We start from the raw sequence: 24343 nt of genomic DNA, 5'->3' as shown, positions 1-24343 counted from the left end.
TAATGGCAACCACGAAAGCGTCCCCCGCGCGTAAGCCGCGTCGTAAGGGCAAGAAGAATATTGCTGTGGGCCAAGCCCACATCAAGTCGACCTTTAACAACACCATCGTGTCGATTACCGACCCTCAGGGCGGTGTCGTCAGCTGGGCGTCATCGGGCGCCGTGGGTTTTAAAGGGTCCAGAAAATCCACCCCGTTCGCTGCCCAGCTTGCTGCCGAGTCGGCCGCCAAGCAGGCGCAGGAGCACGGGATGAAGAAAGTTGACGTATTCGTCAAGGGACCGGGTTCCGGACGGGAGACGGCCATCCGGTCGCTCCAAGCCGCTGGTCTTGAGGTGGGTTCGATTACCGATGTGACGCCCCAGGCGCACAACGGGTGCCGTCCCCCCAAGCGTCGTCGCGTCTAAGGGGTGACCGACCGTCACCTAGACGGTCGGACGTCTCGCCTCGCACTACAACTCAATATGTTCCGCGGTGTGAAACCGCATTGCGTAATAGGTGTCATATAGCGGACACTTTGCCGAAAGGAAACAAATAGTGCTCATTGCACAGCGCCCCACCCTCGCAGAAGAATCCCTCTCCGAAAACCGATCGACGTTCGTGATCGAGCCCCTGGAGCCAGGTTTTGGCTACACGCTCGGTAACTCACTGCGTCGCACACTGCTGTCGTCTATTCCCGGTGCAGCCGTCACGGGCATCCGCATCGACGGTGTCCTCCACGAATTCTCCACGGTGGAGGGTGTGAAGGAAGACGTCACCGAGATCATTTTGAACATCAAGAACCTCGTGGTCGCCAGTGAGCACGACGAGCCGATCACCGCCTACCTGCGTAAGCAGGGTGCGGGGAACGTCACCGCGGCCGACATTTCGGCCCCCGCCGGTGTCGAAATCCACAACCCCGAGTTGCACATCGCGACGCTGAACGACAAAGCCAGCTTCGAGCTGGAGCTCACCATCGAGCGCGGTCGTGGATACGTCTCGTCCACCCAAAACCGAAACGAGTATGCCGAAGCCGGTCAGATCCCGGTCGACTCGATTTACTCGCCCGTGATGAAGGTCACCTACCGCGTCGAGGCAACTCGTGCCGGTGAGCGCACCGACTTCGACCGTCTCGTCGTTGACGTGGAAACGAAGCCCTCGATGGCTCCACGGGATGCGGTGGCTTCGGCCGGTCGCACCCTGGTGGAACTCTTCGGACTCGCTCGCGACTTGAACGCGGAGGCAGAAGGTATTGAAATTGGTCCAGCCCCGGTTGAGGCAGTGATGTCCAACGAAATGGCCACACCAATCGAGAGCATGGACCTGTCGGTTCGAAGCTACAACTGCTTGAAGCGCGAAGGCATCAACACGGTGAGCGAATTGGTTGCTCTTTCCGAGCACCAGCTCATGAACATCCGCAATTTCGGTCAGAAGTCGGTCGACGAGGTGCGCGACAAGCTGGTGGAAATGGGTCTGTCTCTCAAAGACACCATGCCCGGTTTTGACGGCAGCGCGTACTACACCGGCCTCGACGAAGAATAACCAGCTCACCAGTACAAGGAAGAGACCATGCCTAAGCCCACGAAGGGACCCCGCCTCGGCGGCGGACCCGCCCACGAAAAGCTGATGCTCGCGAACCTCGCGACCGCGCTGATCACCCACGGTCGTATCCAGACCACGGAGACGAAGGCGAAGCGCCTTCGTCCGCTGGCTGAGCGGATGGTGACCTTTGCCAAGCGCGGTGACCTGCACGCACGCCGTCGGGTGATGACGGTGATCCGCGATAAGTCGGCAGTGCACAAGCTGTTTACCGAAATTGCTCCCCTGGTCGAACACCGCGAAGGCGGCTACACCCGCGTGGTGAAGACCGGTTTCCGCAAGGGTGACAACGCCCCCATGGCGGTCATTGAACTAATCCTCGACCCGGTGGAAAAGAAGCCTTCGGCGAAGAAAGCCCAGGCCGCAAGTGACGCTGCGGCGCCCGTTGCGCCCGTCGCTGATGCGGAGGGCACCGATGTTGAGAGCACCGAGTCAGACGCTGTGGCATCCGACGGAGTAGAGGTCGCCGCCGAAAACACCGAGTCGGTAGCCGTCGACATGGACCAGGCGGTGGAGGCTGCTGGCGCTGAGGAGGCTGCTGACGAGGCTGCTGACGCCACGGAAGAGGCCACGGAAGAGGCCCCTGTCGAGACAGAAGCTGCCGAGACAGAAGGTGCCGAGACGGACGCTGCCGAAGCGGAGCCCGAGACCGCGGCGAGCGACGACACCCCCGAGGAGAAAAAGGCCTAAGCGGGTCACGTTGGCCCCTGGCTTACACTGCTCGTTGTGAGCATCAGGTTACGACTCGACCTGTCCTACGACGGGTCAGAGTTTTCCGGTTGGGCAGTTCAGCCCAACCGGCGCACCGTCCAGGGTGAGGTTGAGCTTGCCCTCTCCCGGGTGTTTCACTGTGAGCTCCACCAACTGCGCACCGTGGTCGCCGGCCGCACCGATGCCGGTGTTCACGCCACCGGGCAGGTCTGCCACGCAGATTTGCCCGACGAGGCAGAAGCCGTTGTGACCCGGGCGGGAAGTGGTGATCGGCTCCTTAAGAGGCTTCGTGGGGCGCTGGGAAAATCGTCGCCGGTGTGGATTCGCTCGGTGGTGAGGGCGCCGGAAGGCTTCGATGCCCGATTTTCGGCACTTTCGCGCCGCTACGAATACCGCATTGCTGACGCGACCTCCACTAAAGACCCACGCCAGGTTGGATACACGCTCTGGAGTGACGACCATTTGGACCGGGAGGCGATGAACGCACTGGGACACAAGCTACTCGGACTACACGATTGGGCGAGTTTTTGTCGCGCACGGCCCGGGGCGACAACCATTCGGGAACTTCAGGAGTTTTCGTGGACACCGGATGCGGACAACGTGTTGGTGTCGACCGTATTAGCTGACGCGTTTTGCCACTCCATGGTTCGATCGCTGGTGGGCGCGGCGGTGGCTGTGGGGCGGGGGGAATTGAGCATCGAGCAGGTCGTGGCCCTCCGAGACGCGACGACCAGGACCAGTAGTTGGAAGACCATGGCCGCGAAAGGTTTGACGCTGTGCGAGGTTACCTATCCTCCGGATCGCGAGCTCTTCCGCCGGGCTGAGGCCACCCGGTCCCAGCGTGAGCAGCCCACAGATTGAGATTGGCCCCATCACGGTGTAACGTAGGGCGCTGGTGCCAAAAGAGTTGGCACTTCGGTTGAGCCCTCCACCGGGATGTTTGTCACAAACTCCCCCCGGAGCGGGATTCACGAACACCTCGACACGATGGGATGACGCATGACGCGCACCTTTAGCCCCACCCCCGCGGACATTAGCCGCTCCTGGGTGGTCATTGACGCCGCTGACGTGGTTCTGGGTCGCCTCGCGACTCACGCCGCCACTGTTCTGCGCGGTAAGCACAAACCCACTTTCTCCCCGCACATGGACATGGGTGACTACGTCATCATCGTCAATGCGGACAAAGTGGTTCTGACGGGCAATAAAGCCGCCCAGAAGATGGAATACCGCCACTCGGGTTACCCCGGTGGTTTGACCGCCACGTCCTACACCGAGGTGTTGGAGAAGAACCCCGTTCGTGCCGTGGAGCGCGCCATTCGAGGCATGTTGCCCAAAAACACGCTGGGTCGCGAACAGCTGAAAAAGCTCAAAGTCTATGCCGGTCCGGAACACCCGCACGAGGCACAGCAGCCCACTCCCTTCGAAATCAACCAAATCGCCCAGTAGCGGCGCCCACGCAAAGGATTAGACCATGGCTTCTCTCGCCGATCAGGCTGACGTCCCCGAGACGTTCAGCACCGAAACTCCAGAAACAGCGGAAACCGCTGCAGCCCCCCGACCCGCCCTCACCATTGGTGGTCAGGCGGTGGGCAGGCGCAAGCAGGCCATTGCCCGCGTGCGCCTCACTCCGGGAAGCGGTGTCATCACCGTGAACGGCCGCACCCTCGAGGACTACTTCCCCAATAAGTTGCACCAGCAACTGATCAACGACCCGTTCACGCTGTTGAAGCTTCAGGGCAGCTACGACGTTCAGGCACGCATCAGCGGCGGCGGCCCCTCCGGCCAGGCCGGTGCACTGCGTTTGGGCATCGCCCGAGCGCTCAACGAGATTGATCGCGACAACAACCGGGCTGACCTGAAAAAGGCGGGCTTTTTGTCCCGAGACGCCCGCGCCAAGGAAAGCAAGAAGGCCGGCCTGAAGAAGGCTCGTAAGGCTCCTCAGTACTCCAAGAGGTAGTCCGAGCCTTCGGACCAGACAATGGGTCGTCTTTTTGGAACCGACGGCGTCCGCGGTCTCGCTAACGCAGACCTCACGGCGAAGCTGGCGCTTGAGCTGGCCCAGGCGGCAGCGTCTGTTCTCACCAAGGGTCGACACGCTGATGAGCTGCGCAGTAAGGGTCTTCGCCCCCAAGCAGTAATCGCGAGAGACCCCAGGGTCTCTGGGCAGTTTCTCTCCCACGCTGTGGCGGCAGGTCTGGCCAGCTCAGGCATCGATGTGTTAGACGCCGGGGTGTTACCGACCCCCGCGGTGGCACTGTTGGTTCGAGACGCCGGTCTCGATTTCGGGGTGATGATTTCCGCCTCACACAACGCGGCCCCCGACAACGGCATCAAGTTCTTCTCCTTCGGGGGAACCAAACTGCCCGATGAGGTCGAAGACCGCATCGAAGGGTTCTTGGGCACCCAGCCGCTGAGTCCCACCGGGGAGGGTGTGGGCCGAATCAGTCGTTTTGCCGACGCCGAAGATCGCTACGCGCTTGCTCTCTTGAAGACCCTGCCGGTCCGCCTCGACGGTCTCCACATTGTGTTGGATTGCGCCCACGGTGCAGCGGCCGGGGTCTCCCCCCGGGTGTTCCGGGATGCCGGTGCCGAAGTGACGGTGATTGGCGCCGAACCCGATGGTCTCAACATCAACCACGGCTACGGCTCCACCTATCCGGGAAAACTCCAAGAGGCCGTGGTGGAGCTGGGCGCTGATGTGGGCATCGCCCACGACGGCGACGCGGATCGCACCCTCGCGGTCGATCACACCGGTCAACTGGTCGATGGCGACCATATGCTGGCGATTCTCGCCGTGGCGATGAAACGTCGAGGCGAGTTAGCCGGTGACGCCGTGGCGGCGACCGTCATGAGCAACCTGGGGCTTCGACGCTTGCTCGACACGCACGGTATTCGCATTCACGACACCAAAGTCGGTGACCGATATGTCCTGGAGGAAATTGCGAAGAGCAAGTTGTCTCTGGGAGGTGAACAATCCGGCCACATCATTTTGGCCAACCACCAGACCACCGGTGATGGCCTGCTCACCGGGCTCCACCTCGCCGCCGAGGTCATCAACAGCGGACGCAGTCTGCACGACTTAGCAGGCGACATGGAGGTCTACCCGCAGGTCTTAGTCAATGTCCCGGGAGTCGACCAGGATTCCTTGGCGGAGAATGTCGTCATTAGTCGACGTGTCGCCGAAATAGAGCAGGCGTTGGGTGACTCGGGCCGAGTCCTGCTCCGGGCGTCGGGAACTGAGCCGTTGGTGCGCGTGATGGTGGAGGCCTCCACGAAGGAGCTCGCCCAGCAGTATGCCGACGAGGTGGCCGCGGTGGTGCGCGCCGAACTGTCGCACTAGACCTTGCGAAGCAGCACCGTGTTAATCCGGTGGTCGGCTTCTTTTCGCAGGATCAGCGACGCCCGGGGTTTTGTGGGAGCAATATTGTCTTCCAGGTTGGGTTTATTCACTTGTGCCCAGATTCTTCGTGCCTCAGCCCTCGCTTCTGGTTCGCTCAAACTGGAATAGCGGTGAAAATAACTTCGGGGGTCAGCAAACGCGCCCTGCTGGAGCGCGAGGAAGCGCTCTTCATACCAGTGGGCGATGTCCGCCGTGCGGGCGTCGACATAAATGCTGAAATCGAACAGGTCACTGACGGCTAACGCGGAAGAGCCGCTCGGCGGCTGCAAGACGTTCAGGCCCTCAAGAATGAGAACGTCTGGCGCGTCGATGATTTGGCTCTCGTGCTCGAGCCGGTCGTAAAACAGGTGCGAGTAGACGGGTGCTTCCACCGGGGAGACACCGCTTTTGACCTGGGAGATAAAGCGCAAGAGCGAGCGGCGGTCGTAGCTTTCGGGAAAGCCTTTGCGGTGGAGAATGCCGCGTCGCTCGAGCTCTTCGGTCGGCCATAAAAACCCGTCGGTCGCCACCAGGTCGACTCGGGGGGTGTGGGGCTGGGCGCCGAGCAGCTCCCGCAGGAGTCTGGAGGTGGTGGATTTTCCGACGGCAACACTGCCGGCGACCCCAATCACGAACGGGGTGAGAGTGGTGTGTGCACCCAGGTATGTCCGAGTGTGGTGGTGGAGATCTCTGGTGGCTTGGATGTAGAGGCTGAGCAGTTCTGCGAGGGGTTGATATACCTGGATCACCTCGTCGAGGTCGAGGTGATCCCCGGTTGAGCGAATCCGCGCGAGATCCCCATCGGAGAGCGTCGAGGGCTTTTGGGCGGAGAGGCTGGCCCAGCTGGCTCGGTCGTAGGCGACAAACGGAGTGGCGTTTTCCGCGCTCTCTCGGGCGGGCATGACCCCAACAGTAGTACCACCGGGTGGGCCGCGAGACCATCACCTAGACTCGAGACCATGTGTGGAATCGTCGGATATGTCGGCCATCAAGCGAGCCTTCCCGTGTTGATGGCGGGTTTGAAGCGTTTGGAATACCGCGGTTACGACTCCGCGGGGGTGGCCATCGTCGACGAGGCGGGAGGCATCCACACGGCGAAAAAAGCCGGCAAACTGCAGGTCCTCGCCGACCAACTCAGCGTGGAGGTTTTGGGTGAAGGCCACACGGGCATCGCCCACACTCGGTGGGCCACCCACGGCGGCCCCACCGATTTAAACGCCCACCCCCACCTGGCCGATGACGGCAAGCTCGCGCTGATCCACAACGGCATTATCGAAAATTACCAAGCGCTCGCCGAGTCTCTTGTGGCCGAGGGTATCGAGTGCATCAGCGAGACCGACTCCGAGGTCGCCGCACACCTTGTGGCGCTGGCCTACCGGGAGACCGGTGACCTCACTGAGGCTCTGCGCCAGACCGCCCACCAACTACACGGGGCCTTCACCCTGTTGGTCAGCCACCAGGACCAGCCGGGCGTCGTCGTGGGCGCCAGGCGCAACTCTCCCCTCGTGGTGGGCTTGGGCGAGGGCGAAAACTTCCTCGCCTCTGACGTCTCGGCGTTTGTCGAACACACCCGCCGGGCGGTGGCGCTCGGGCAAGACCAGGTGGTCACGATCACCCCGGAGCGAATCAGCGTCACCGATTTTGACGGCCACCCGGTGGAGCCCGACGAGTTCACCGTCGACTGGGACGCCAGTGCCGCCGAAAAGGGTGGCTGGTCGAGTTTCATGGCCAAAGAAATTTCGGAGCAACCAGAGGCGGTCGCCAACACCCTTCGAGGTCGCCTCACAGCCGAGGGTGAGATCGACATTCCCGAACTCGCCGAGGTGGTGTCCGATTCATCGATTAACCGAGTGGTGTTTATCGCCTGCGGTACCGCGTCATACGCGGCGATGGTGGGAGCCTACGCGATGGAGAAGTGGGCCAAGATTCCGGCATCGGTGGAGTTATCGCACGAGTTTCGATACCGCGATGCCGTCATCGATTCCCACACCCTGGTGGTGTCGGTGAGCCAATCGGGGGAAACAATGGACACCCTGATGGCGGTGCGCCACGCGGCCGAAGCCGGCGCGACGACGGTGTCGATTTGTAATACCCAGGGCGCGACCATTCCGCGTGAATCGAGCGCGACGCTCTATACCCACGCGGGTCCGGAGGTCGCTGTTGCCTCCACCAAAGCCTTTTCCGCCCAGGTTGTCGCGACCTACCTCTTAGCGCTGGCTTTTGCCCAGTCGAGGGCGACCCTGACGGGTTCAGAGCGGGCCGAATTGGCCGCGGCGTTGCGCTTGGCCCCGGAGCAGATGGCGGAAATGGTGCAGACCGGTGCGCGCATTCACGAACTCGCTCGCTGGATGGCCGACACCCACTCGGTGTTGTATTTGGGTCGACACGTGGGTTACCCGATCGCCCTCGAGGGCGCACTGAAGCTCAAAGAGCTCGCCTACATCCACGCCGAAGGTTTTGCCGCCGGGGAGTTGAAACACGGCCCCATTGCGCTAATCGAACCGGGTCAAATCGTGTTTGTGGTCGTGCCAAGCCCGCGTGACCCCCGTTCGCTACACGCCAAAGTGGTCTCCAACATTCAAGAGATTCGTGCACGCGGTGCGAGGGTGATCGCTCTGGCCGAGCGAGCAGATGCGGCCGTACTGCCATTCGCCGATGAAGTGATCGCCCTGCCCCCGGCTGACACCTTTATTGAGCCTCTGCTCGCGGTAATTCCCCTGCACCTGTTTGGGATGGAATTGGCGATGGCGAAAGGGCTGGACGTCGATCAACCCCGAAACCTGGCCAAATCGGTGACGGTGGAGTAGCCCGCAGATGGTGATTTCCGTTGGCGTCGATGTCGTCGACATTGATCGAATGGCGAGAGCGCTCGAGCGCACCCCGGCCCTTGGCCCGCGGGTCTTTGGCGACCTCGACAGAGAGGGCCTCGCACCGGAGGGTAATACCGCCTCGCTCGCGGCCCGATTTGCCGCCAAAGAGGCCACCCTGAAAGCCCTCGGCGGGCATATCCCCGGTTTTCGTTGGCACGACATTCAAGTGCGACGACCCGCCCAGGCGCCGCCCACGCTGGTGTTGACCGGTGGTGTGCAGGCGGCGAGCGCTGGGCGAGGAATCGACCGGTGGCACCTCTCGTTGAGCCACGACGGCGGGGTGGCGATCGCGTTTGTGGTGGCCGAATCATCACAGGGGTCGCGCTCGTGAGAGAAGCGCTCATTCGACCGAGCCTCATTAGCGCCAATGTGGAGGCACTCCACGCCAGGGCAGCAACACCGCAGAGCATGCTGGTGGTGAAAGCCGACGGTTACGGCCACGGCGCATTGACCGCAGCCCGCGCGGGCTTAGACGCGGGGGCGACCTGGTTGGGAACAGCCGATCTCGACGAAGCCCTGGCGCTACGAGCAGGCGGCATTGACGCCCCCATTCTCGCCTGGCTGATCGGGCCGGATAACGCCCTGGCTGAAGCGATTACCGCGGGCATCGATCTGGGGATATCAAGCCCCTGGCAGCTAGACGCCGTGGCACACCACGCGACCAAGACCACACCCGCCACGGTGCAGTTCAAAATTGATTCCGGTATGGGCCGTGGCGGTCTCACGGAGCCCGATTGGCCGAGTGTGGCGGTTCAGGCGAAAGAGTATGAACGCCAGGGCCTCATTCGAGTCCGCGGGGTGTTCAGCCACCTCTCCTTGAAGTCCACCGCATCGGATGGTGCGCAGCTGGAGCGTTTTGAGCGCGCATTGGCCATCGTGGCGGAGGCAGGTCTTCGTCCCGATGTGATCCATGCGGGAGCCAGCGTCAGCTCGATTCGCACCCCGGGGAGAGGCTACGACCTGGCGCGTTTTGGTATTTCCGCCTACGGTTTCGCGCTCACCCCGGAACATGAATCGCTGGGCCTTCGCCCGGCGATGCGACTGTCCGGACAGGTGATTGTGACCAAGCGGCTACCGGCCGGACACGGTGTCGGCTACGACCTCACCTACACCACCCGTTCAGATACGACGATGGCGATTGTGCCCCTGGGGTATGCCGATGGTGTGCCACGGCATGCGTCATCAGCGGGACCGGTCGTCATTGGTGATCGGCGCTTTCAGGTCGCCGGCCGGGTTTCTATGGATCAGATTTCCCTCGACGTGGGCGACTACCCGGTTGAGGTGGGGCAGTGGGCGGTGTTGTGGGGAGACCCCGCAGAGGGCCACCCGTCTGCCGCGGAATGGGCCGCCGTCTCGGGCACCATTCCCTACGAGATTGTGTCCCTGCTGGGCTCGAGGGTGCCCCGGGTGCTGGCATGACGACGCTGTCGGTGATGAGCGCCGAGGCGATGGAAGCACTCGGTCGGCGGGTGGGGGCACTCCTGAATGCGGGCGACGTTGTGGTCCTCCACGGCCCCCTGGGCGCCGGCAAGACCACCTTTACTCGCGGTGTGGGGGAGTCCCTGGGGGTCCAGGGAGCTATTGCCTCTCCCACGTTCGTGGTCGCGAGGACCCATCCGGGGCGTGTGGCAGCTGATCCCCCCTTGGTCCACGTCGATGCTTACCGTCTGGCTCACGCGGAAGAACTCGTCGATCTCGACATCGACTACGACCATTCGATTGTGCTGATCGAGTGGGGCCGTGCGTTCGTGGAACGGGTGGCGTCGCAGTGGCTCGAGATCGACATCGACACGCAGGCATCTCTCTCTGAGGACGATTATCCGATGGTGGATGATCGAGAGCGGATTGTGACCCTGACTGCTCATTCCAGAAGCGCTGAGCCGTCGCAACGCTTCACCCTGTTGATGGAGGACCTTCATGATTTTGGCCATTGATTCCTCGGCGGGAACCGCTGTCGGTGTGAGTACCCTCGAGGGCGAGGCCGTGAGTGTCGCCGAGACGAAAGATCGCCGAAGCCACGCGGAGGCGATTGGTCCACTGATTGCCGACGCGCTTCGCTTAGCGGGGTTAGGTCCCGGTGACGTCACCGCGGTGGTGATGGGTGTGGGTCCTGGTCCCTTCACCGGGCTTCGCGTCGGGATGGCGGCGGCACAGAGCTTTGCCTGGGCGCGTTCCTTGCCGCTCTGGCCGGTTCACAGCCACGACGCTGCCGCCGTGTTCCTCACAGTAGATAGCGCGGTGATTTCTGATGCCCGGCGCGGGGAGTGGGCGCTCACGTCTTACACGCCACACCCCGATGGTGGCCTCGGTATCCGAGTCGGCTCGACTCGTCTGATTCCCCGAGAGGACATCGCGGATGACCAGACGCACTGGGGTGATGGGGTGTTGATTCGGGTGGAAGAGCTCAATCCCACCCACTTAGCGCTCGCTGCCCTCACGCGGCGGGCACGCGGCGAGAGCCTCGACGAGCCTCGGCCGGTGTATTTGCGCGAGCCCGATGTGACGATGCCCCAATGACCCCGGTGGTGCGCGCCTACGAACCGCGGGATTTTGAGCCCCTGGTCGCTCTCGAGGCCCAGCTGTTTGGTTCAGACGCCTGGTCCCCGGAGGTCTGTGCCCTGGAGCTACATCACCCGTTTTCTCACTACCTGGTACTCGATGACGGCGCCGTTGTGCGGGGCTACGGGGGTCTGCGGGTGCCGGCTGGTGCGGGGCCGGGTGATATTCAAACCCTCGCGGTCCACCCGGATTACCGGCGCGCTGGTTGGGCCAGGAGAATCCTCAACGAGTTGGTGGGGCATGCCACGAAGAGGGGGGTGCCCGAATTGTTGTTGGAGGTGCGCGCTGATAACCCCGCCGCACAGGCGCTCTATGACAGCGCGGGCTTTCACGAGATTGCTCGGCGGCCCCACTACTATCAGCCAGACGGTGTTGACGCGATGGTGATGCGGCTGACACTCAGCCAAGGAGAAGGGGTAGCGCGATGAACCGCGATGCACCCCTCGTCTTGGGGATTGAGACCAGCTGCGATGAAACCTCGGTGGGTATCGTCCGAGGAGACCAGTTGCTGGCCAATGTGGTCTCCTCCTCCATGGAGCAACACCGTCGCTTCGGCGGGGTGGTCCCCGAAGTGGCGGCACGGGCCCACGTCGAGGCGATGCCCCAGGTGTTGCAGGAAGCCATCGACCGGGCGGGGGTCGCCGTGGAAGAAGTCGACGCCATCGCCGTCACCGCGGGACCCGGGCTTGCCGGTGCCTTGATGGTGGGTGTGGGGGCGGCAAAAGGCCTCGCCCAAGCGCTCGATAAGCCCCTCTACGCGGTCAACCACCTGGTCGGTCACGTGGCGGTGGAACTGCTTCGCTCCGAGGGGCGGGAGCTGGAATTACCCGCTGTCGCGCTCCTCGTATCCGGGGGGCACACGTCACTTCTTCTCATCCGCGACCTCGTCGACGGAGTGGAGGTTCTGGGAGAAACAATCGATGACGCGGCCGGTGAAGCCTTTGACAAGGTGGGTCGCGTGCTCGGCTTGTCCTACCCGGGTGGTCCAGAAATCGACCGAGTGGCCCTGGCGGGGGATCCGGACAAGTACGCCTTTCCGCGGGGTCTGACCCAACACAAAGACCAATCCACACACCGCTACAACTTTTCTTTTTCCGGCCTGAAAACAGCCGTCGCCCGGTGGTGGGAAGCCCACGGGGATCCCTCGGATGAGGCCCTCATCGCCGACGTGGCGGCCTCGTTCCAGGACGCCGTTGCCGATGTGTTGACCGCGAAAGCGATCGATGCCTGCACCGCCCACGGCGTTCCCCGACTTGTCCTCGGTGGGGGTGTCGCAGCGAACTCGAGGGTGCGGGCACTGGCCGAGCAGCGCGCCACCGACCAGGGAGTGGATCTTCGTATTCCGCCGCTGTCGCTGTGTACCGATAACGGGGCGATGATCGCGGTGTTGGCGGCGGAGTTGATCAGGAGGGGCCAAGCCCCCTCACGGATGGACACCTCCGCGCAGTCGAGTGTCTCCGCCCAGTATGCCCAATTGGGGCGCGGGGACGACCACCGCACCGATTCCCTTGATGTTCCTCCCCATCCCGCGGAGACTACCGACCCTCCGGAGGATCGCCCGGAGATTATGGACTCCTTGAATCGTTGGGGGGCCACCTCCGTTGCGCCTGACCCGTCAGAAACAGGCGGTGACGACCAGGGTGACGCCCGGAAGCCGAGCGAAGACGAGGAGCGCATCGATGAGGCCATTACTGGCCTGCAACCGACCGTGTCGGCTTCTGCGACGAGGGCCCCCACGCCGAAAAGCCCGTGGCTTCCCAATGTGAGCTTTTCGCTCGGGGTGCTGGGTATTGCCCTCTCGCCCGCACTCGGTGTTGGCGTGATTCCCGCAATTCTCGCCGTGCTGACCGGTCACATCGCCAAAGCCCACCCGCTGGCGAGAAAGAGCACCGTGATGGTGGCACTGGTGCTGGGTTATCTGGGTATTGCGGTGTCGATTGTGGTGGGCATCGTGGCGGCCACCCCACTGGTTCGCGCTCTGCTCGTGAGTGCGGGGTTCTTACTCCCCGAGGGGTGAGTAAACCTGCGGCGTTGCCGCCCTTTTCGGGGTCGGGTTCAGGACGTGGTGTCGCGTAGCCGGCTGGCGACGATGGCGACTTTCTTGCCCTGGTAGCGGGTGATAATCAACGTCGCTGACTGGGAGCCTTTGGGTGCGAGTTGTTCGCGCAGTCGCGCGGGGTCGATATCGACCCCGCGCTTTTTAATTTCCAGGACGCCGATGTCGGCCTGACGAACCCAGGTCGAGAGTTCCTTTGTCTTCAGCGGGAGGATCGTGTTCACGGCGAACCCGGCGGCGAACACGCTGTGGTGTTCCTGATCGGAGCTGATGTAGGCGATGTCGGGCGCGACCATCGTTCCGCCCACCATACGAGCGAGTTCACCGATGAGTCGCGCACGGATTACCGCTCCGTCTGGTTCGTAAATGTAGGCACCGAGTGGTCCGAGCTCCGCGTCGGGCGCATCTTCTGCGGCACTGAGCTCGGCCGAGTGCGTATCGCCGAGCACCAGTGCCGATCGGCGAATATCTGGTCTGGCGAGCGTGTTCGACCACAGCACTACCTCGACGACATCGCCGCCGTGGCTCACCCACTGGGCTTCCAGGTCTGCCGGGATGAGTTCGCGGTCCATTCCGGGAGCGAGTTTGACACCACTGGGGTGTGAGCGGGCCAGTGCGAAGGCATCGGTCAGTGACGGCGACCACTCTTCGGGGTCAGAAAGTCGGGTTGCGCCCTCGCGCCGGGAGGGGTCGAGCCAGAGTCCTTCCGCTTCGCTCAGGTCACTGTGGTGCGCGTCGCCGTGCGAGACGGTGACCGTGTCAAACATGGCCAGGTTGTAGCTCGCCAGAGCCGCGGTGTCTCGATCAGAGTCCACGGCGAAGACCCGAAGCCCGAGGGCGGCAAAGGCCATAGAATCAGCGCCGAGACCGCAACCCAGGTCGGCCACACTCGTGATGCCGGCTGAGCGGAAGCGACCCGCGTGGTGGGCGGCGACCGCGAGACGACTGGCCTGCTCCAGGCCAGTCTCGCTAAAGAGCATCTGCTGGGCGTAGGGGCCAAATTTGGCCCGGGCGCGACGGCGCAGGCGCACCTGTTCGAGCGCTTGGTGGATGCGCTCCGTCGGGTGGCCCTCGCGGCGAAGCGCCGAGACCGTCTGGACGATGTCGGTCGAGGAATCTGATTCGGTCAGCGCGTCGATCAGCTTCAGAGTGTCGGGCTGGAGGAGGATGTCCGTGTCGATAGCCACCTCGTTATTCTGGCAGGCCCGCCGCCCACTATTTTTGGCACTCGGATTGCGTGAGTGCTAACTGGTTCGATACAGTAAGGCTTAGCACTCAAGTGGTGAGTGTGCTAACCCATTAGTTTCAGAAAGAGGTCAACCGTGTCGGTGTCTATCAAGCCGCTCGAAGATCGCGTAGTCATTCAGCAGGTCGACGCAGAGCAGACCACCTCCTCCGGTCTGGTCATCCCAGACACAGCTCAAGAAAAGCCCCAAGAGGGTGAAGTTGTGGCTGTCGGACCGGGTCGGATGGCAGGAGACAAGCGAGTTCCCATGGACATTTCCGTGGGCGACCGCGTGCTCTACTCCAAGTACGGCGGAACCGAAGTGAAGTTCGGGACTGACGAGTACTTGGTGCTCTCCGCCAAAGACATTTTGGCGGTCGTCGAGCGCTAAACGCTTTCCTGAGAACACCCCGGCCCTGAGGGTCGGGGTGTTCTTGTGTGTGGGGCCTGGCTCCTCGCCGCTAGCCTTGGCCAGTGACGTCTGTGGACCCGAAGAGTACTCGCGCCGGCTACGGCTACGCCCTCAGTGCGTATTCGCTGTGGGGTGTGTTGCCGCTCTACTTTGTGGCGCTCGCACCGACGAGTCCTCTGGAGATTCTCGCGTGGCGAGTGGTGCTGTCGCTGGTGTTCTGCCTGCTGATCTTGCTTCTCACCGGCCACCTGCAACGGGCGTTTGCGGTGCTTGGAGACCGCCGCAGTGCACTACTGACCGCGGCGGCCGGGGTGTTGATCCTGTTCAACTGGGGCATTTTTGTCTTTGCGACCCAAACCGGACACGTGGTGGACGCCGCTCTGGGCTATTTCATCAACCCGCTGGTGACGGCGCTGCTGGGTGTGGTGGTACTGCGCGAGCGTTTGCGCATCGCGCAATGGACGGCCCTGGGGCTCGGGGCGGTGGCGGTGGGGGTCCTCGTCGTCGGATACGGCGAATTCCCGTGGATTTCGCTGGGCCTCGCGTTTTCTTTCGGTTTTTACGGTCTGGTCAAAAAAGGGCTGGGGCAAATGCCCGCCCTCACCGGGTTGACCCTAGAGACCCTGTGGGTGACACCGCTGGCCGTGGGCTTACTGGTGTGGATCGGCCTCACCGACGGATTAGTCGCCACTGGCGAGGGAACGGGATTGCTGGTGCTGGTGTCTCTCAGCGGAGTGGCGACTTCTGTCCCGCTGTTGCTCTTCGCGGCGGCCACGAGGCGACTGCCCCTCTCTACTGTGGGGCTTTTGCAGTACCTGAACCCGATACTGCAGGCCCTGCTGGGGATTGTGGTGTTAATGGAACCGATGCCCATCGAGCGCTGGTTTGGGTTTGCCATCATTGTCCTGGCGCTGGGTGTTTTTATCGGTGACGCCGTGAAATCCAGACGATTTACGGGCTAGTAACCCGATTGTTCCCAGAAATTCCGCTGCGGGATGTTACAGGGCTGTAACCATCCTGTAGTGCCGAAGGTCACTCATAGCGCCTAACATAGGAACTTGGTTGTGCATCGCACGACCCTTTTTCCCTTGAGGAACAAGCAGAGTATGTAAGGAGCATCATGAGCGTAATTTCGAAGGCAGGGAGTGGTTTCGCCATTCTCGCCGCCTCGGCTCTCGTGCTCAGTGGTTGTGCAGCGGCTGAAGAGCCCGTTGCCGAAGAAACCACTGAGGAGGAGACGACTGAAGAAGAGTCGGCTCCCACTGACGAGCTGAGTCTAAAGATTGGTACCGCCCTTCCGGTCACCGGAACCCTCGCGTTCCTCGGACCCCCAGAAGAGGCCGGTGTCGCACTCGCCCAGAAGGACATCAACGAAGCTGGAGCGGGAGTCTCGCTCGAGGTCGTTTTCGGTGACTCGGGTGACCTCGACAACAAGGCCTACGAGACCGAAATCCCCCGTCTTCTCAACGAAGACGTGTCGGCCATCGTCGGTGCCGCATCGTCCGGTGTGTCCCTGCAGTTCATCGACCAGGTAACCAAGGAAGCGGGCGTGCTGATGATGTCGCCGGCAAACACCTCGACTGCCTTCTCGGACTACGACGACGATGATCTGTACTGGCGTACTGCGCCCGCTGACTTCCTCCAGGGTGAAGCCCTCGGAACTCTGCTGGCCCAGGACGGTCACGAGACCGCGTCGATGATCGTGTTGAACGACTCGTATGGAACCACCCTGCGCGACGAAGCCACCAAGGCTTTCGAAGCTGCCGGTGGAGAAATCCTCGCGACTCCTTCCGTCAACCAGGGTGACACCAACCTGACTTCGCAGATCAGCGAAGCGCTCGCCGGTGACCCCGACGCACTCGTCGTGATTCTCTTCGACGAGACCAAGACTGCTGTGCCCGAGATTGTGGCCGAAGGCTTCCCCGGTGAGAACCTCTACTTCACCGACGGAAACCTCTCCAACTACTCGGAGGACTTCGAAGCAGGCCTCATCACCGGCGCCAAGGGAACACTTCCCGGCCCGACAGATGCTGCCCAAGAGTTCAAAGATGCAGCGGACGCCGTGTGGGTCGAAATGGGTAACCCTTCGCTGTTTGATGCAGACGTCTGGGCCTACAGCACCGAGTCTTACGACGCGACTGTGCTGATTGCGCTCGCCGCGTTGGCTGCTGGTTCGACTGAGTCTGCCGACATGGCGGGCAAGTTGCAGGAAGTCTCCGGTGGATCCGGTGATGGTGAGACATGCACCTCGTTCGCCGAGTGTGCTGACATCATCAACGGTGGTGGAGTTGCTGACTACGACGGCTACTCGGGCCCCGTCACCTTCGGTGACAACGGTGACCCGACCCAAGCCACGGTTGGTATTTACCAGTTCGGTGACGACAACACCTACTCACCGATTGACGAGGTGTCGAACTTCTAATCTGACGCTCTCGTCAGTGACGAAAGTCACTACCCTGTGGCCCCGGTCTTTGGACCGGGGCCACAGTCGTTTCGTAGCAGGTGTCGTTTCATAGCGGGCCGCAATGCCCGTTCGTGAGATGGTTAACGGCGTTCGCTCCAAGGCGGCACACGGGCCCCTGGCGGGCCGTTCACACTACTCGGCACGCACAGGTACCAAGAGGCTAGGCGGTAGTCACCGAGCAGCCTCGGTGCGACGGGCAACTCTTTGTCTTAAGCGCCCAGCGAGCCGAGATAGAGCTCGATCACCCGGGGGTCGTTCAGCAGTTCGCGCCCTGTGCCCGTGTAGGCGTCCTTACCCTGGTCGAGTACGTACGCGCGGTCACAAATTTGCAGGCAGCGCCTCGCGTTTTGCTCCACCATCACGGTTGTCACTCCGGCCTTGTTGATTTCGGAGACTCGAATAAACGCTTCGTCTTGGCGAACGGGTGACAATCCCGCGGAGGGCTCATCGAGGAGCAACACCGACGGGTTCATCATCAGGGCGCGGCCCATGGCCACCATCTGGCGCTCACCGCCGGAAAGCGAGCCGGCACGCTGTTTCAAGCGGGGCTTCAGCTCGGAAAAGAGCTCAGTGACCGTGGTCATCCCCTCGTCGAGTTTGCTGGGGTCTTGATAGACACCCATCTCCAGGTTTTCCTCGATAGTGAGGCTGGGGAAGACGTTGTTGTTCTGGGGGACCATTCCCACGCCTCGCGCGACCAGCTCGTTGGCTTTGAGGCCCGTGATGTCTTCACCCATCAGCTTCATGGAGCCGCCGCGAACGTTGACCTGACCGAACATGGCCTTGAGCAATGTCGATTTACCCGCACCGTTGGGACCAATAATGCCGATCAGCTCACCCTTGGCGGCGGTGAGGTTACAGCCTTCAAGAATGTTGACCCCGGGTAGGTAACCGGCAACGAGATCGCTGATCTCGACGACTGGGCCGTCCTGTTCTGCCATTAGGCCTCTCCCTCGGGTAGCTCGATTCGACCGGTGACGACGCCCAGGTCGGTGTCCTGGTGGCTGCCCAAATAGGCATCGACCACCGCGACGTTGCTCATGACCTGATCGGGGGCACCTTCGGCGATAATCTTCCCTTCCGCCATCACGACGACCCAGTCGGCGATGTGGCGGACCATGTGCATATCGTGTTCGACGAAGAGAACAGTCATGCCCTCTTTCTTCAGGTCGAGAATGTGCTCGAGCAGCGATTCTGTCAACGCCGGGTTCACCCCGGCCATTGGCTCATCGAGCATCACCAGGGTGGGCTCACTCATCAGCGCGCGAGCCATTTCGAGAAGCTTTCGCTGCCCGCCAGAGAGGCTGGCAGCGAAGTCGTCTTTGAGTTTCAGAAGCTTGAAGCGCTCCAGCAGCTCGAGCGCTCGGGCTTCAATTTCGGCCTCTTTGGGTTTCCAGAGGAAAGGAAAAATCGAGGCGAAGAGGTTTTCACCCTGCTGGTCTTTCGCGCCCAGTTTCATGTTCTCGAGCACGGTGAGCAGGCTCAGAGCTTTGGTGAGCTGGAACGTGCGCACCTGGCCACGCTGGGCCACCTTGTGTGCGGGGATTCCGGCAAGGCTCTGGCCCTCAAACTCCCATGTTCCGCTGTCGGGTGTGTCAAAGCCGGTGAGCAGGTTGAAAAACGTGGTTTTTCCCGCACCGTTCGGTCCGATTAACGCGGTGATGACTCCGCGCGGGACTTCTAGGTGCTCGACGTCGACTGCCGTGAGACCGCCAAAGGACTTCGAGACGTGGTCAGCCACGATGATGGGATCAACTTTTTTCACCCCGGGGGCGACCTCACCGATGTGAAGTCCGGTGGACTTCACCGGGTTGGACTGTGGTTTCGGGCTATCGGACAAAGGTCAACTCCCTCTTGTCGCCAACGAGTCCCTGTGGCCTAAAGACCACAATGAGGATGAGCAAAATACCGATGATGACGAACCGTAGCGCGCCGGCCTGCGAAGAGGAGAAGGCTCCCAGGGCGCCCACCTCGGCAAGGGCCGGAAGCAGTGAGCCAAGGAAGGCCTGGAGAACCCAAAAGATGAGTGCTCCTAGCAGGGGGCCAAACACCGTCGCTGCACCACCGAGCAACAGTGCGGTCCACACGAAGAACGTGAGAGACGTGATGAATGTCATCGGGTTTGCCGAAGAGGGCAGGACGTAGATGACACCGCCCAACCCCGCGATGACCCCTCCGACCATCAAGGCCTGGAGTTTGTAACCAAACACGTTTTTGCCGAGTGCGCGTACCGCGTCTTCATCCTCGCGGATGCCCTTAATCACCCGACCCCAGGGGCTGTTTACCAGGCGCCAGACGACGAAAAGGCTGAGGATCAAAATGATCAACCCGACGATGAGAATCCAGAATTGGTTTTCCGTGTAGGACCAAGGTCCAAAGCCGTAGTCACCCTCGGGGAATGGATTGACGGATCGGAAATCATCAGCGAAGCCGGTGAGGCCGTCGGCTGAACCGGTCACCGAGTTAAACGCCTGCGACACCAGAAGTAATCGGACAATTTCTGCGGAGGCGATCGTCACAATGGCGAGATAGTCGCCCCTCAACTGCAGCGTCGGTAAACCCAGTACGAGGGCGAAAAGAATCGATGCGGCAATCGCGGTGAGCATGGACGCCCACCACGGAAAGCCGAAGCTAAGCGCCGAGATGGCGTAGCCGTACCCTCCGACAGCCATAAAGCCGGCAATACCAAAGTTCAGCAGCCCCACGAAGCCGAAGTGAATGGCCAGACCCAGCGCTGCGAGGGCAAACGCGATGGTGACAGGGTTAAACAGCGCTTGCGCGGTGTTGATGTAGATCGAATTCCAGTCCATGACGCCCCGCTAACCTATTCGCTCTTTCTTGCCGAGAATTCCCTGAGGCCTAAACAGCAGAATCACGATCATGATGACCAGCGCTCCCACGTATTTCAGGTCAGAGGGAATGAACAGCGCAGAGGTCTCGATGAAGATTCCCACGATGATCGCACCGACCAGCGCACCAAACGCTGTTCCCAACCCGCCAAGCACACCGGCGGCGAAAATGAAGAGCAGAATTTTCTCTCCCATGTCCCATTTCAGCCCGGGGCGGAAGTAGGCCCAGAGGATTCCCGCCAGCCCCGAAAGCGCTCCGGAGAGAGCCCACACTGTGCGGATCACCCGTTCCACGTCGATACCGGACGCTGCCGCGAGCGACGAGTTGTCCGAAACCGCTCGGGTGGCTTTCCCCATTTTGGTATTCAGCAGCCACCACCCCACGGCGATAATCACCACGAGGCTCACGGCCATACTGATGAGGTCATTGACGCTCAGGGCCACAGTTCTAAACAGGGGTACTTCGGCCGAGCCCGTTCCACCCGGAAGCTGGGTCGTGCCCCCACCGACAAAGAATTGGTAGATGTAGCGAATACTCAGCGAGAGTCCGATGCTGACAATCATCATTTGGACGATGCCGACACCGCGTCGCCGCAGTTGGCCAAACACTCCCGCATCGATCGCCCAGCCAAAACCTCCGGAGAGGGCAACAGCGGCGGGGAACGCCAACCACAACGGCACTCCCAGGAGGACAAACAGCAGCGCGGCGAGAGCTCCGAAGGTGACCATTTCACCCTGTGCGAAGTTCGGCAGAGCGGTGGTTCCAAAAATGAGCGACAGGCCGATTGCCGCGAGTCCGAGCAGGAGACCAAAGTTCAGCCCGTCGAAGACCCTCATCAGGAACTGGTCGATGGTGCTAATCGGTGTGCGCTCGCCTTCCCCAATAAAGAAGTTGTAGGCGACGTTGTTGGTGAAACCCCAGTCGAAACTCTGCACGGGGCCACCCTCGAGAACGGCAACACCCTCGGGCAGCGTGGCTTCGACCAGAGTGATTTGGTAGGTGCCGCGCTCAGGAACCCCGATACCCCACTGGCCGTTTTCATCGGTCAACACCGAGGCCTGATAGCCGTTGCCCTCGATAATGATTTCCACCCCTTCCAGGGGGGTGCCCTCATTCTTCACGTTGCCGAAGACCTGGAGGTCGTACTCGTCGCCCACGGTGTCGGCGTGGGCGGGCGCGGCAAGAGCGACGCCACTGAGGGCGAGCGCGAAGGTCATGGCCATCATCACCAGACGTCGAAACACAGGTTTGCGCTCGGTGGCTACAAAATCCACACGGCCTCCACTCGATTTTGTTTTCCCTGCGCCCTGCTGACGCCTCGATGACTCCGTCACCGTTGACAGTGTCACGCTTTTTTCGACCTTTGGAAGGTTAACAATGGGAATCATTATGCCTGGTTATTCCTCAAGGGTCGAACGAGTACCATAACAATTGCGCAAGCTTTTCATTTTTACACCGCCGGAAGAAGTGTGGAGGTCGTCCAGGGTGGAGTCGAGTCCTTTCGAATTGGTGGGCTTGACCTACGACGACGTCATGCTGCTGCCCGCACACACCGACGTCATCCCCTCTGAGGCGGACACCACCTCGCAGCTGACCAGACGGATTTCCATGTTCGCCCCGCTGCTCTCTGCCGCGATGGATACGGTCACGGAACCCCGCATGGCTATTTCGATGGCCAGACAGGGCGGTATTGGCGTTCTCCACCGGAATATGTCGATCGAGGACCAGGCTGCCGCGGTGGACAAAGTCAAACGCAGCGAATCGGGCATGATCACGAACCCGGTCACCATCACCCCCGACGCGACGGTGGCGGATGTCGACGACCTGTGTGGTCGCTTCCGTGTCTCCGGTGTTCCCGTTGTCGAGGGCGAGGGAACACTGGTCGGAATTATCACCAACCGCGATATGCGGTTTGTGCCCGACGAGGAAATGGCCAGCACACTCGTGCGGGATGTGATGACCCGCGATTCGCTGATTACCGCCCCGGAAGGAATCGGTCGGGACGAGGCCCTCGCGCTTTTTGCCCGGCACAAAATTGAGAAGCTGCCACTGGTCAACGACAAGGGAATATTGCGCGGGCTCATTACGGTCAAAGATTTCGATAAGTCCGAAAAATATCCGCACGCGACAAAAGACCCTCAGGGTCGCCTCCGGGTCGCGGCAGCAATGGGGTTCTTCGGCGACGCGTGGGATCGAGCCTGCGCCCTGAGAGACGCCGGTATTGACGTCCTCGTGGTGGACACCGCAAACGGTGACAGCTCGGGGGTGTTGGAGATTATTGCCCGACTCAAAGCCGACAGTTCTTTTGACGACATCGATGTCATCGGCGGCAATGTGGCGACCCGTGAGGGCGCGGAAGCGCTCATTTCGGCCGGCGCCGATGCCATCAAGGTGGGCGTTGGTCCCGGGTCGATCTGCACCACCCGGGTCGTGGCGGGAGTGGGAGTCCCTCAGGTCACCGCCGTCTACGAGGCCTCCCGCGCGGCAATCCCTGCAGGAGTTCCCGTGATTGCCGATGGCGGTTTGCAGTATTCGGGTGATATCGCCAAAGCGATGGTCGCCGGAGCCAATACCGTGATGCTCGGCTCGCTGTTGGCCGGGACAGACGAATCCCCCGGTGACCTGGTCTTTGTCGATGGTAAACAGTTCAAGCACTACCGCGGTATGGGTTCGCTCGGTGCGCTGCAGCGTCGGGGTGAAAAAACGTCGTACTCGCGTGATCGCTACTTCCAGGCCGACGTGCCCAGTGACGAGCAACTCATCGCGGAGGGAATCGAGGGGCAGGTGCCCTACCGCGGTCCCTTGGGTTCGGTCGTGTACCAGCTGTTGGGAGGGCTTCGACAATCGATGTTCTACACCGGGGCGGCCACCATCGACGAATTGAAAGTCCGTGGCAAATTTGTCCGGATCACTCCAGCGGGCTTGAAAGAGTCCCACCCGCACGACATTCACCGTGTCGTCGAAGCCCCGAACTACAACCGATAATCCGGCCGCTGTCTCCCCCACAGATAGGCTGTAGGGGTGAATGAGCTGGAAATTGGTGGCGCGAAGCGCGCCCGCGAAGCCTACGGTCTCGACGACATCGCCGTAGTGCCCTCCAGGCGCACCCGGGACCCCGAAGACGTCTCGCTCGAATGGACCATCGACGCCTACACCTTTTCGATGCCGGTCGTGGCCGCCCCGATGGATTCGGTGATGTCACCGGCCAGTGCCATCGTGTTGGGCCAGCTGGGTGGCTTGGGGGTATTAAACCTCGAGGGCTTGTGGACGCGATACGACAAGGCCGAGGAGGTGTTGGCTGAGATTTCCCGGGTCGAGCCCGGGGAGGCAAACGGCCTGCTGCAGCGGCTTTACCAGGAACCCATCAAACCGGAACTGATTCGACAGCGCTTGGATGAAATTCGCGAAGCCGGTGTGCCCGTCGCGGGGGCGTTGAGTCCACAGCGCACCAGGGAGTTTTCCGATGTCGTGATCTCTGCGGGGGTGGACCTGTTTGTCATCCGCGGGACCACGGTGAGCGCGGAGCACGTGAGCTCCAATCGGGAGCCCTTGAACCTCAAAGAGTTCATCTACCAACTCGATGTTCCCGTCATTGTGGGCGGTGCCGCCAGCTACACCGCAGCCTTGCACCTGATGCGCACCGGCGCTGCCGGTGTCCTTGTCGGTTTTGGTGGCGGCGCCTCGTCGAGTACGAGACTGACCCTCGGCATTCACGCTCCGATGGTGACCGCCATTTCTGATGTGGCGGCAGCCAGGCGGGACTACCTGGACGAATCCGGCGGGCGCTACGTTCACGTCCTCGCCGATGGAGGTTTGGGGGTGAGCGGCAATATTGTCGCGGCGGTCGCCTCCGGCGCCGATGCGGTGATGCTGGGTTCACCCCTTGCCCGCGCCACCGAGGCGCCCGGGGCGGGGTGGCATTGGGGCCCAGAGGCTCACCACCCGAGCCTTCCTCGGGGAAACCGTGTGGAGGTGGGCACCGTGGGGACTTTGGAAGAGGTCCTGCTCGGTCCCGCACACGTCGCCGACGGCACCACGAATCTGATGGGTGCACTGCGTCATTCGATGGCCACTTGCGGGTACACGGAGCTCAAAGACTTTCAAAAAGTCGACGTGGTGCTCACCAGGCGCTAAGTCGAGGCCGCGTCGCGAGTGCCGGGTTGTCGAGCCCGTGCACACCAAGGCGTCCCCCAGTTGCTCCAACTAGCCTGGAGGGGTCGGGCTTCGCCGGTCATCAAAAGG

The 24343-nt window shown here is 61.8% G+C and carries 25 protein-coding genes; 19 read left to right on the top strand and 6 right to left on the bottom strand.

Annotated elements, in window-relative coordinates:
• Positions 1-2: 2 nt before the first annotated feature.
• The 7 genes from rpsK to glmM all read left to right on the top strand — a co-directional run bounded on the left by rpsK (position 3) and on the right by glmM (position 5626).
• Positions 3-404, top strand: coding sequence for a 30S ribosomal protein S11 (gene rpsK, locus RI518_RS01355; RefSeq protein WP_104912965.1), 402 nt, complete (start codon positions 3-5; stop codon positions 402-404).
• 130 nt (positions 405-534) lie between these two features.
• Positions 535-1518: a DNA-directed RNA polymerase subunit alpha gene (locus RI518_RS01350; RefSeq protein ID WP_310671744.1), complete on the top strand. Its 984-nt coding sequence runs from the start codon at positions 535-537 to the stop codon at positions 1516-1518.
• Between the two features lie 27 nt (positions 1519-1545).
• Entirely contained in the window at positions 1546-2265 is a 720-nt protein-coding gene (gene rplQ / locus RI518_RS01345; RefSeq protein WP_310689176.1) for a 50S ribosomal protein L17, read from the top strand.
• 36 nt (positions 2266-2301) lie between these two features.
• Entirely contained in the window at positions 2302-3147 is an 846-nt protein-coding gene (gene truA, locus RI518_RS01340) for a tRNA pseudouridine(38-40) synthase TruA (RefSeq protein ID WP_310689175.1), read from the top strand.
• 138 nt (positions 3148-3285) lie between these two features.
• Complete coding sequence (gene rplM / locus RI518_RS01335; protein WP_310671885.1) at positions 3286-3732, top strand: 50S ribosomal protein L13; 447 nt, start codon at positions 3286-3288, stop codon at positions 3730-3732.
• 25 nt (positions 3733-3757) lie between these two features.
• Positions 3758-4243, top strand: a complete 486-nt coding sequence (gene rpsI / locus RI518_RS01330) for a 30S ribosomal protein S9 (protein ID WP_310689174.1) — start codon at positions 3758-3760, stop codon at positions 4241-4243.
• A gap of 21 nt (positions 4244-4264) precedes the next feature.
• Entirely contained in the window at positions 4265-5626 is a 1362-nt protein-coding gene (glmM, locus tag RI518_RS01325) for a phosphoglucosamine mutase (protein WP_310671887.1), read from the top strand.
• On the opposite strand, the gene coaA is transcribed toward glmM, so the two are convergent.
• Complete coding sequence (coaA, locus tag RI518_RS01320) at positions 5623-6567, bottom strand: type I pantothenate kinase (RefSeq protein ID WP_310671888.1); 945 nt, start codon at positions 6565-6567, stop codon at positions 5623-5625. The two genes, glmM and coaA, sit on opposite strands and share 4 nt — an antisense overlap.
• A 57-nt stretch (positions 6568-6624) precedes the next feature.
• On the opposite strand from coaA, the gene glmS reads away from it, so the two are divergent.
• The 7 genes from glmS to tsaD are packed head-to-tail and all read left to right on the top strand — an operon-like array spanning position 6625 to position 13111.
• On the top strand, positions 6625-8472 hold the full coding sequence (gene glmS, locus RI518_RS01315; RefSeq protein WP_310671890.1) for a glutamine--fructose-6-phosphate transaminase (isomerizing): 1848 nt from the start codon (positions 6625-6627) through the stop codon (positions 8470-8472).
• A gap of 7 nt (positions 8473-8479) precedes the next feature.
• Entirely contained in the window at positions 8480-8866 is a 387-nt protein-coding gene (locus tag RI518_RS01310) for a holo-ACP synthase (protein ID WP_310671891.1), read from the top strand.
• Complete coding sequence (gene alr, locus RI518_RS01305) at positions 8863-9954, top strand: alanine racemase (protein ID WP_310689173.1); 1092 nt, start codon at positions 8863-8865, stop codon at positions 9952-9954. The genes RI518_RS01310 and alr overlap by 4 nt, the downstream gene beginning before the upstream one ends.
• Positions 9951-10469, top strand: coding sequence for a tRNA (adenosine(37)-N6)-threonylcarbamoyltransferase complex ATPase subunit type 1 TsaE (gene tsaE, locus RI518_RS01300; RefSeq protein WP_310689172.1), 519 nt, complete (start codon positions 9951-9953; stop codon positions 10467-10469). The genes alr and tsaE overlap by 4 nt, the downstream gene beginning before the upstream one ends.
• Positions 10453-11052 (top strand): tRNA (adenosine(37)-N6)-threonylcarbamoyltransferase complex dimerization subunit type 1 TsaB, encoded by a 600-nt coding sequence (gene tsaB, locus RI518_RS01295; protein WP_310689171.1) that lies wholly within the window; start codon positions 10453-10455, stop codon positions 11050-11052. Before tsaE ends, tsaB begins: the two co-directional genes overlap by 17 nt.
• Positions 11049-11522: a ribosomal protein S18-alanine N-acetyltransferase gene (gene rimI / locus RI518_RS01290; protein WP_310671895.1), complete on the top strand. Its 474-nt coding sequence runs from the start codon at positions 11049-11051 to the stop codon at positions 11520-11522. Before tsaB ends, rimI begins: the two co-directional genes overlap by 4 nt.
• Entirely contained in the window at positions 11519-13111 is a 1593-nt protein-coding gene (tsaD, locus tag RI518_RS08035; RefSeq protein ID WP_397428154.1) for a tRNA (adenosine(37)-N6)-threonylcarbamoyltransferase complex transferase subunit TsaD, read from the top strand. The genes rimI and tsaD overlap by 4 nt, the downstream gene beginning before the upstream one ends.
• Positions 13112-13149: 38 nt before the next feature.
• Here the strand turns inward: tsaD and RI518_RS01280 are convergent, their stop codons facing one another.
• Complete coding sequence (locus tag RI518_RS01280) at positions 13150-14337, bottom strand: THUMP-like domain-containing protein (protein WP_310689170.1); 1188 nt, start codon at positions 14335-14337, stop codon at positions 13150-13152.
• A gap of 135 nt (positions 14338-14472) precedes the next feature.
• Here RI518_RS01280 and groES point away from each other — a divergent pair, with 135 nt between their 5' ends.
• The 3 genes from groES (at position 14473) to RI518_RS01265 (ending at position 17209) form a co-directional block, all read left to right on the top strand.
• On the top strand, positions 14473-14766 hold the full coding sequence (gene groES / locus RI518_RS01275; protein ID WP_310671898.1) for a co-chaperone GroES: 294 nt from the start codon (positions 14473-14475) through the stop codon (positions 14764-14766).
• An 83-nt stretch (positions 14767-14849) separates the two neighbouring features.
• Positions 14850-15749: an EamA family transporter RarD gene (rarD, locus tag RI518_RS01270; RefSeq protein WP_310671899.1), complete on the top strand. Its 900-nt coding sequence runs from the start codon at positions 14850-14852 to the stop codon at positions 15747-15749.
• A gap of 158 nt (positions 15750-15907) precedes the next feature.
• Positions 15908-17209: an ABC transporter substrate-binding protein gene (locus tag RI518_RS01265; protein ID WP_310689169.1), complete on the top strand. Its 1302-nt coding sequence runs from the start codon at positions 15908-15910 to the stop codon at positions 17207-17209.
• Positions 17210-17460: 251 nt separating this feature from the next.
• On the opposite strand, the gene RI518_RS01260 is transcribed toward RI518_RS01265, so the two are convergent.
• The 4 genes from RI518_RS01260 to RI518_RS01245 are packed head-to-tail and all read right to left on the bottom strand — an operon-like array spanning position 17461 to position 21327.
• On the bottom strand, positions 17461-18192 hold the full coding sequence (locus RI518_RS01260; RefSeq protein WP_310671901.1) for an ABC transporter ATP-binding protein: 732 nt from the start codon (positions 18190-18192) through the stop codon (positions 17461-17463).
• Entirely contained in the window at positions 18192-19058 is an 867-nt protein-coding gene (locus tag RI518_RS01255; RefSeq protein WP_310671902.1) for an ABC transporter ATP-binding protein, read from the bottom strand. The genes RI518_RS01260 and RI518_RS01255 overlap by 1 nt, the downstream gene beginning before the upstream one ends.
• A gap of 22 nt (positions 19059-19080) precedes the next feature.
• The gene (locus RI518_RS01250; RefSeq protein WP_310671903.1) at positions 19081-20061 is read right to left on the bottom strand and encodes a branched-chain amino acid ABC transporter permease; all 981 of its coding nucleotides are present in this window, start codon (positions 20059-20061) and stop codon (positions 19081-19083) included.
• A 9-nt stretch (positions 20062-20070) separates the two neighbouring features.
• On the bottom strand, positions 20071-21327 hold the full coding sequence (locus RI518_RS01245; RefSeq protein WP_397428135.1) for a branched-chain amino acid ABC transporter permease: 1257 nt from the start codon (positions 21325-21327) through the stop codon (positions 20071-20073).
• Positions 21328-21586: 259 nt separating this feature from the next.
• Between RI518_RS01245 and guaB the strand changes: the two genes are divergently transcribed.
• Both guaB and RI518_RS01235 read left to right on the top strand, forming a co-directional pair.
• Entirely contained in the window at positions 21587-23086 is a 1500-nt protein-coding gene (guaB, locus tag RI518_RS01240) for an IMP dehydrogenase (protein ID WP_310689167.1), read from the top strand.
• 36 nt (positions 23087-23122) lie between these two features.
• Complete coding sequence (locus RI518_RS01235; protein ID WP_310671906.1) at positions 23123-24235, top strand: GuaB3 family IMP dehydrogenase-related protein; 1113 nt, start codon at positions 23123-23125, stop codon at positions 24233-24235.
• Positions 24236-24343 lie beyond the last annotated feature (108 nt).

This window comes from Pontimonas sp. (assembly GCF_031581085.1).
Taxonomy (GTDB): Bacteria; Actinomycetota; Actinomycetes; order Actinomycetales; family Microbacteriaceae; genus Pontimonas.
The sequence above is the reverse complement of the archived record's forward strand: the minus strand, read 5'-3'. Positions and strand labels throughout refer to the sequence as shown.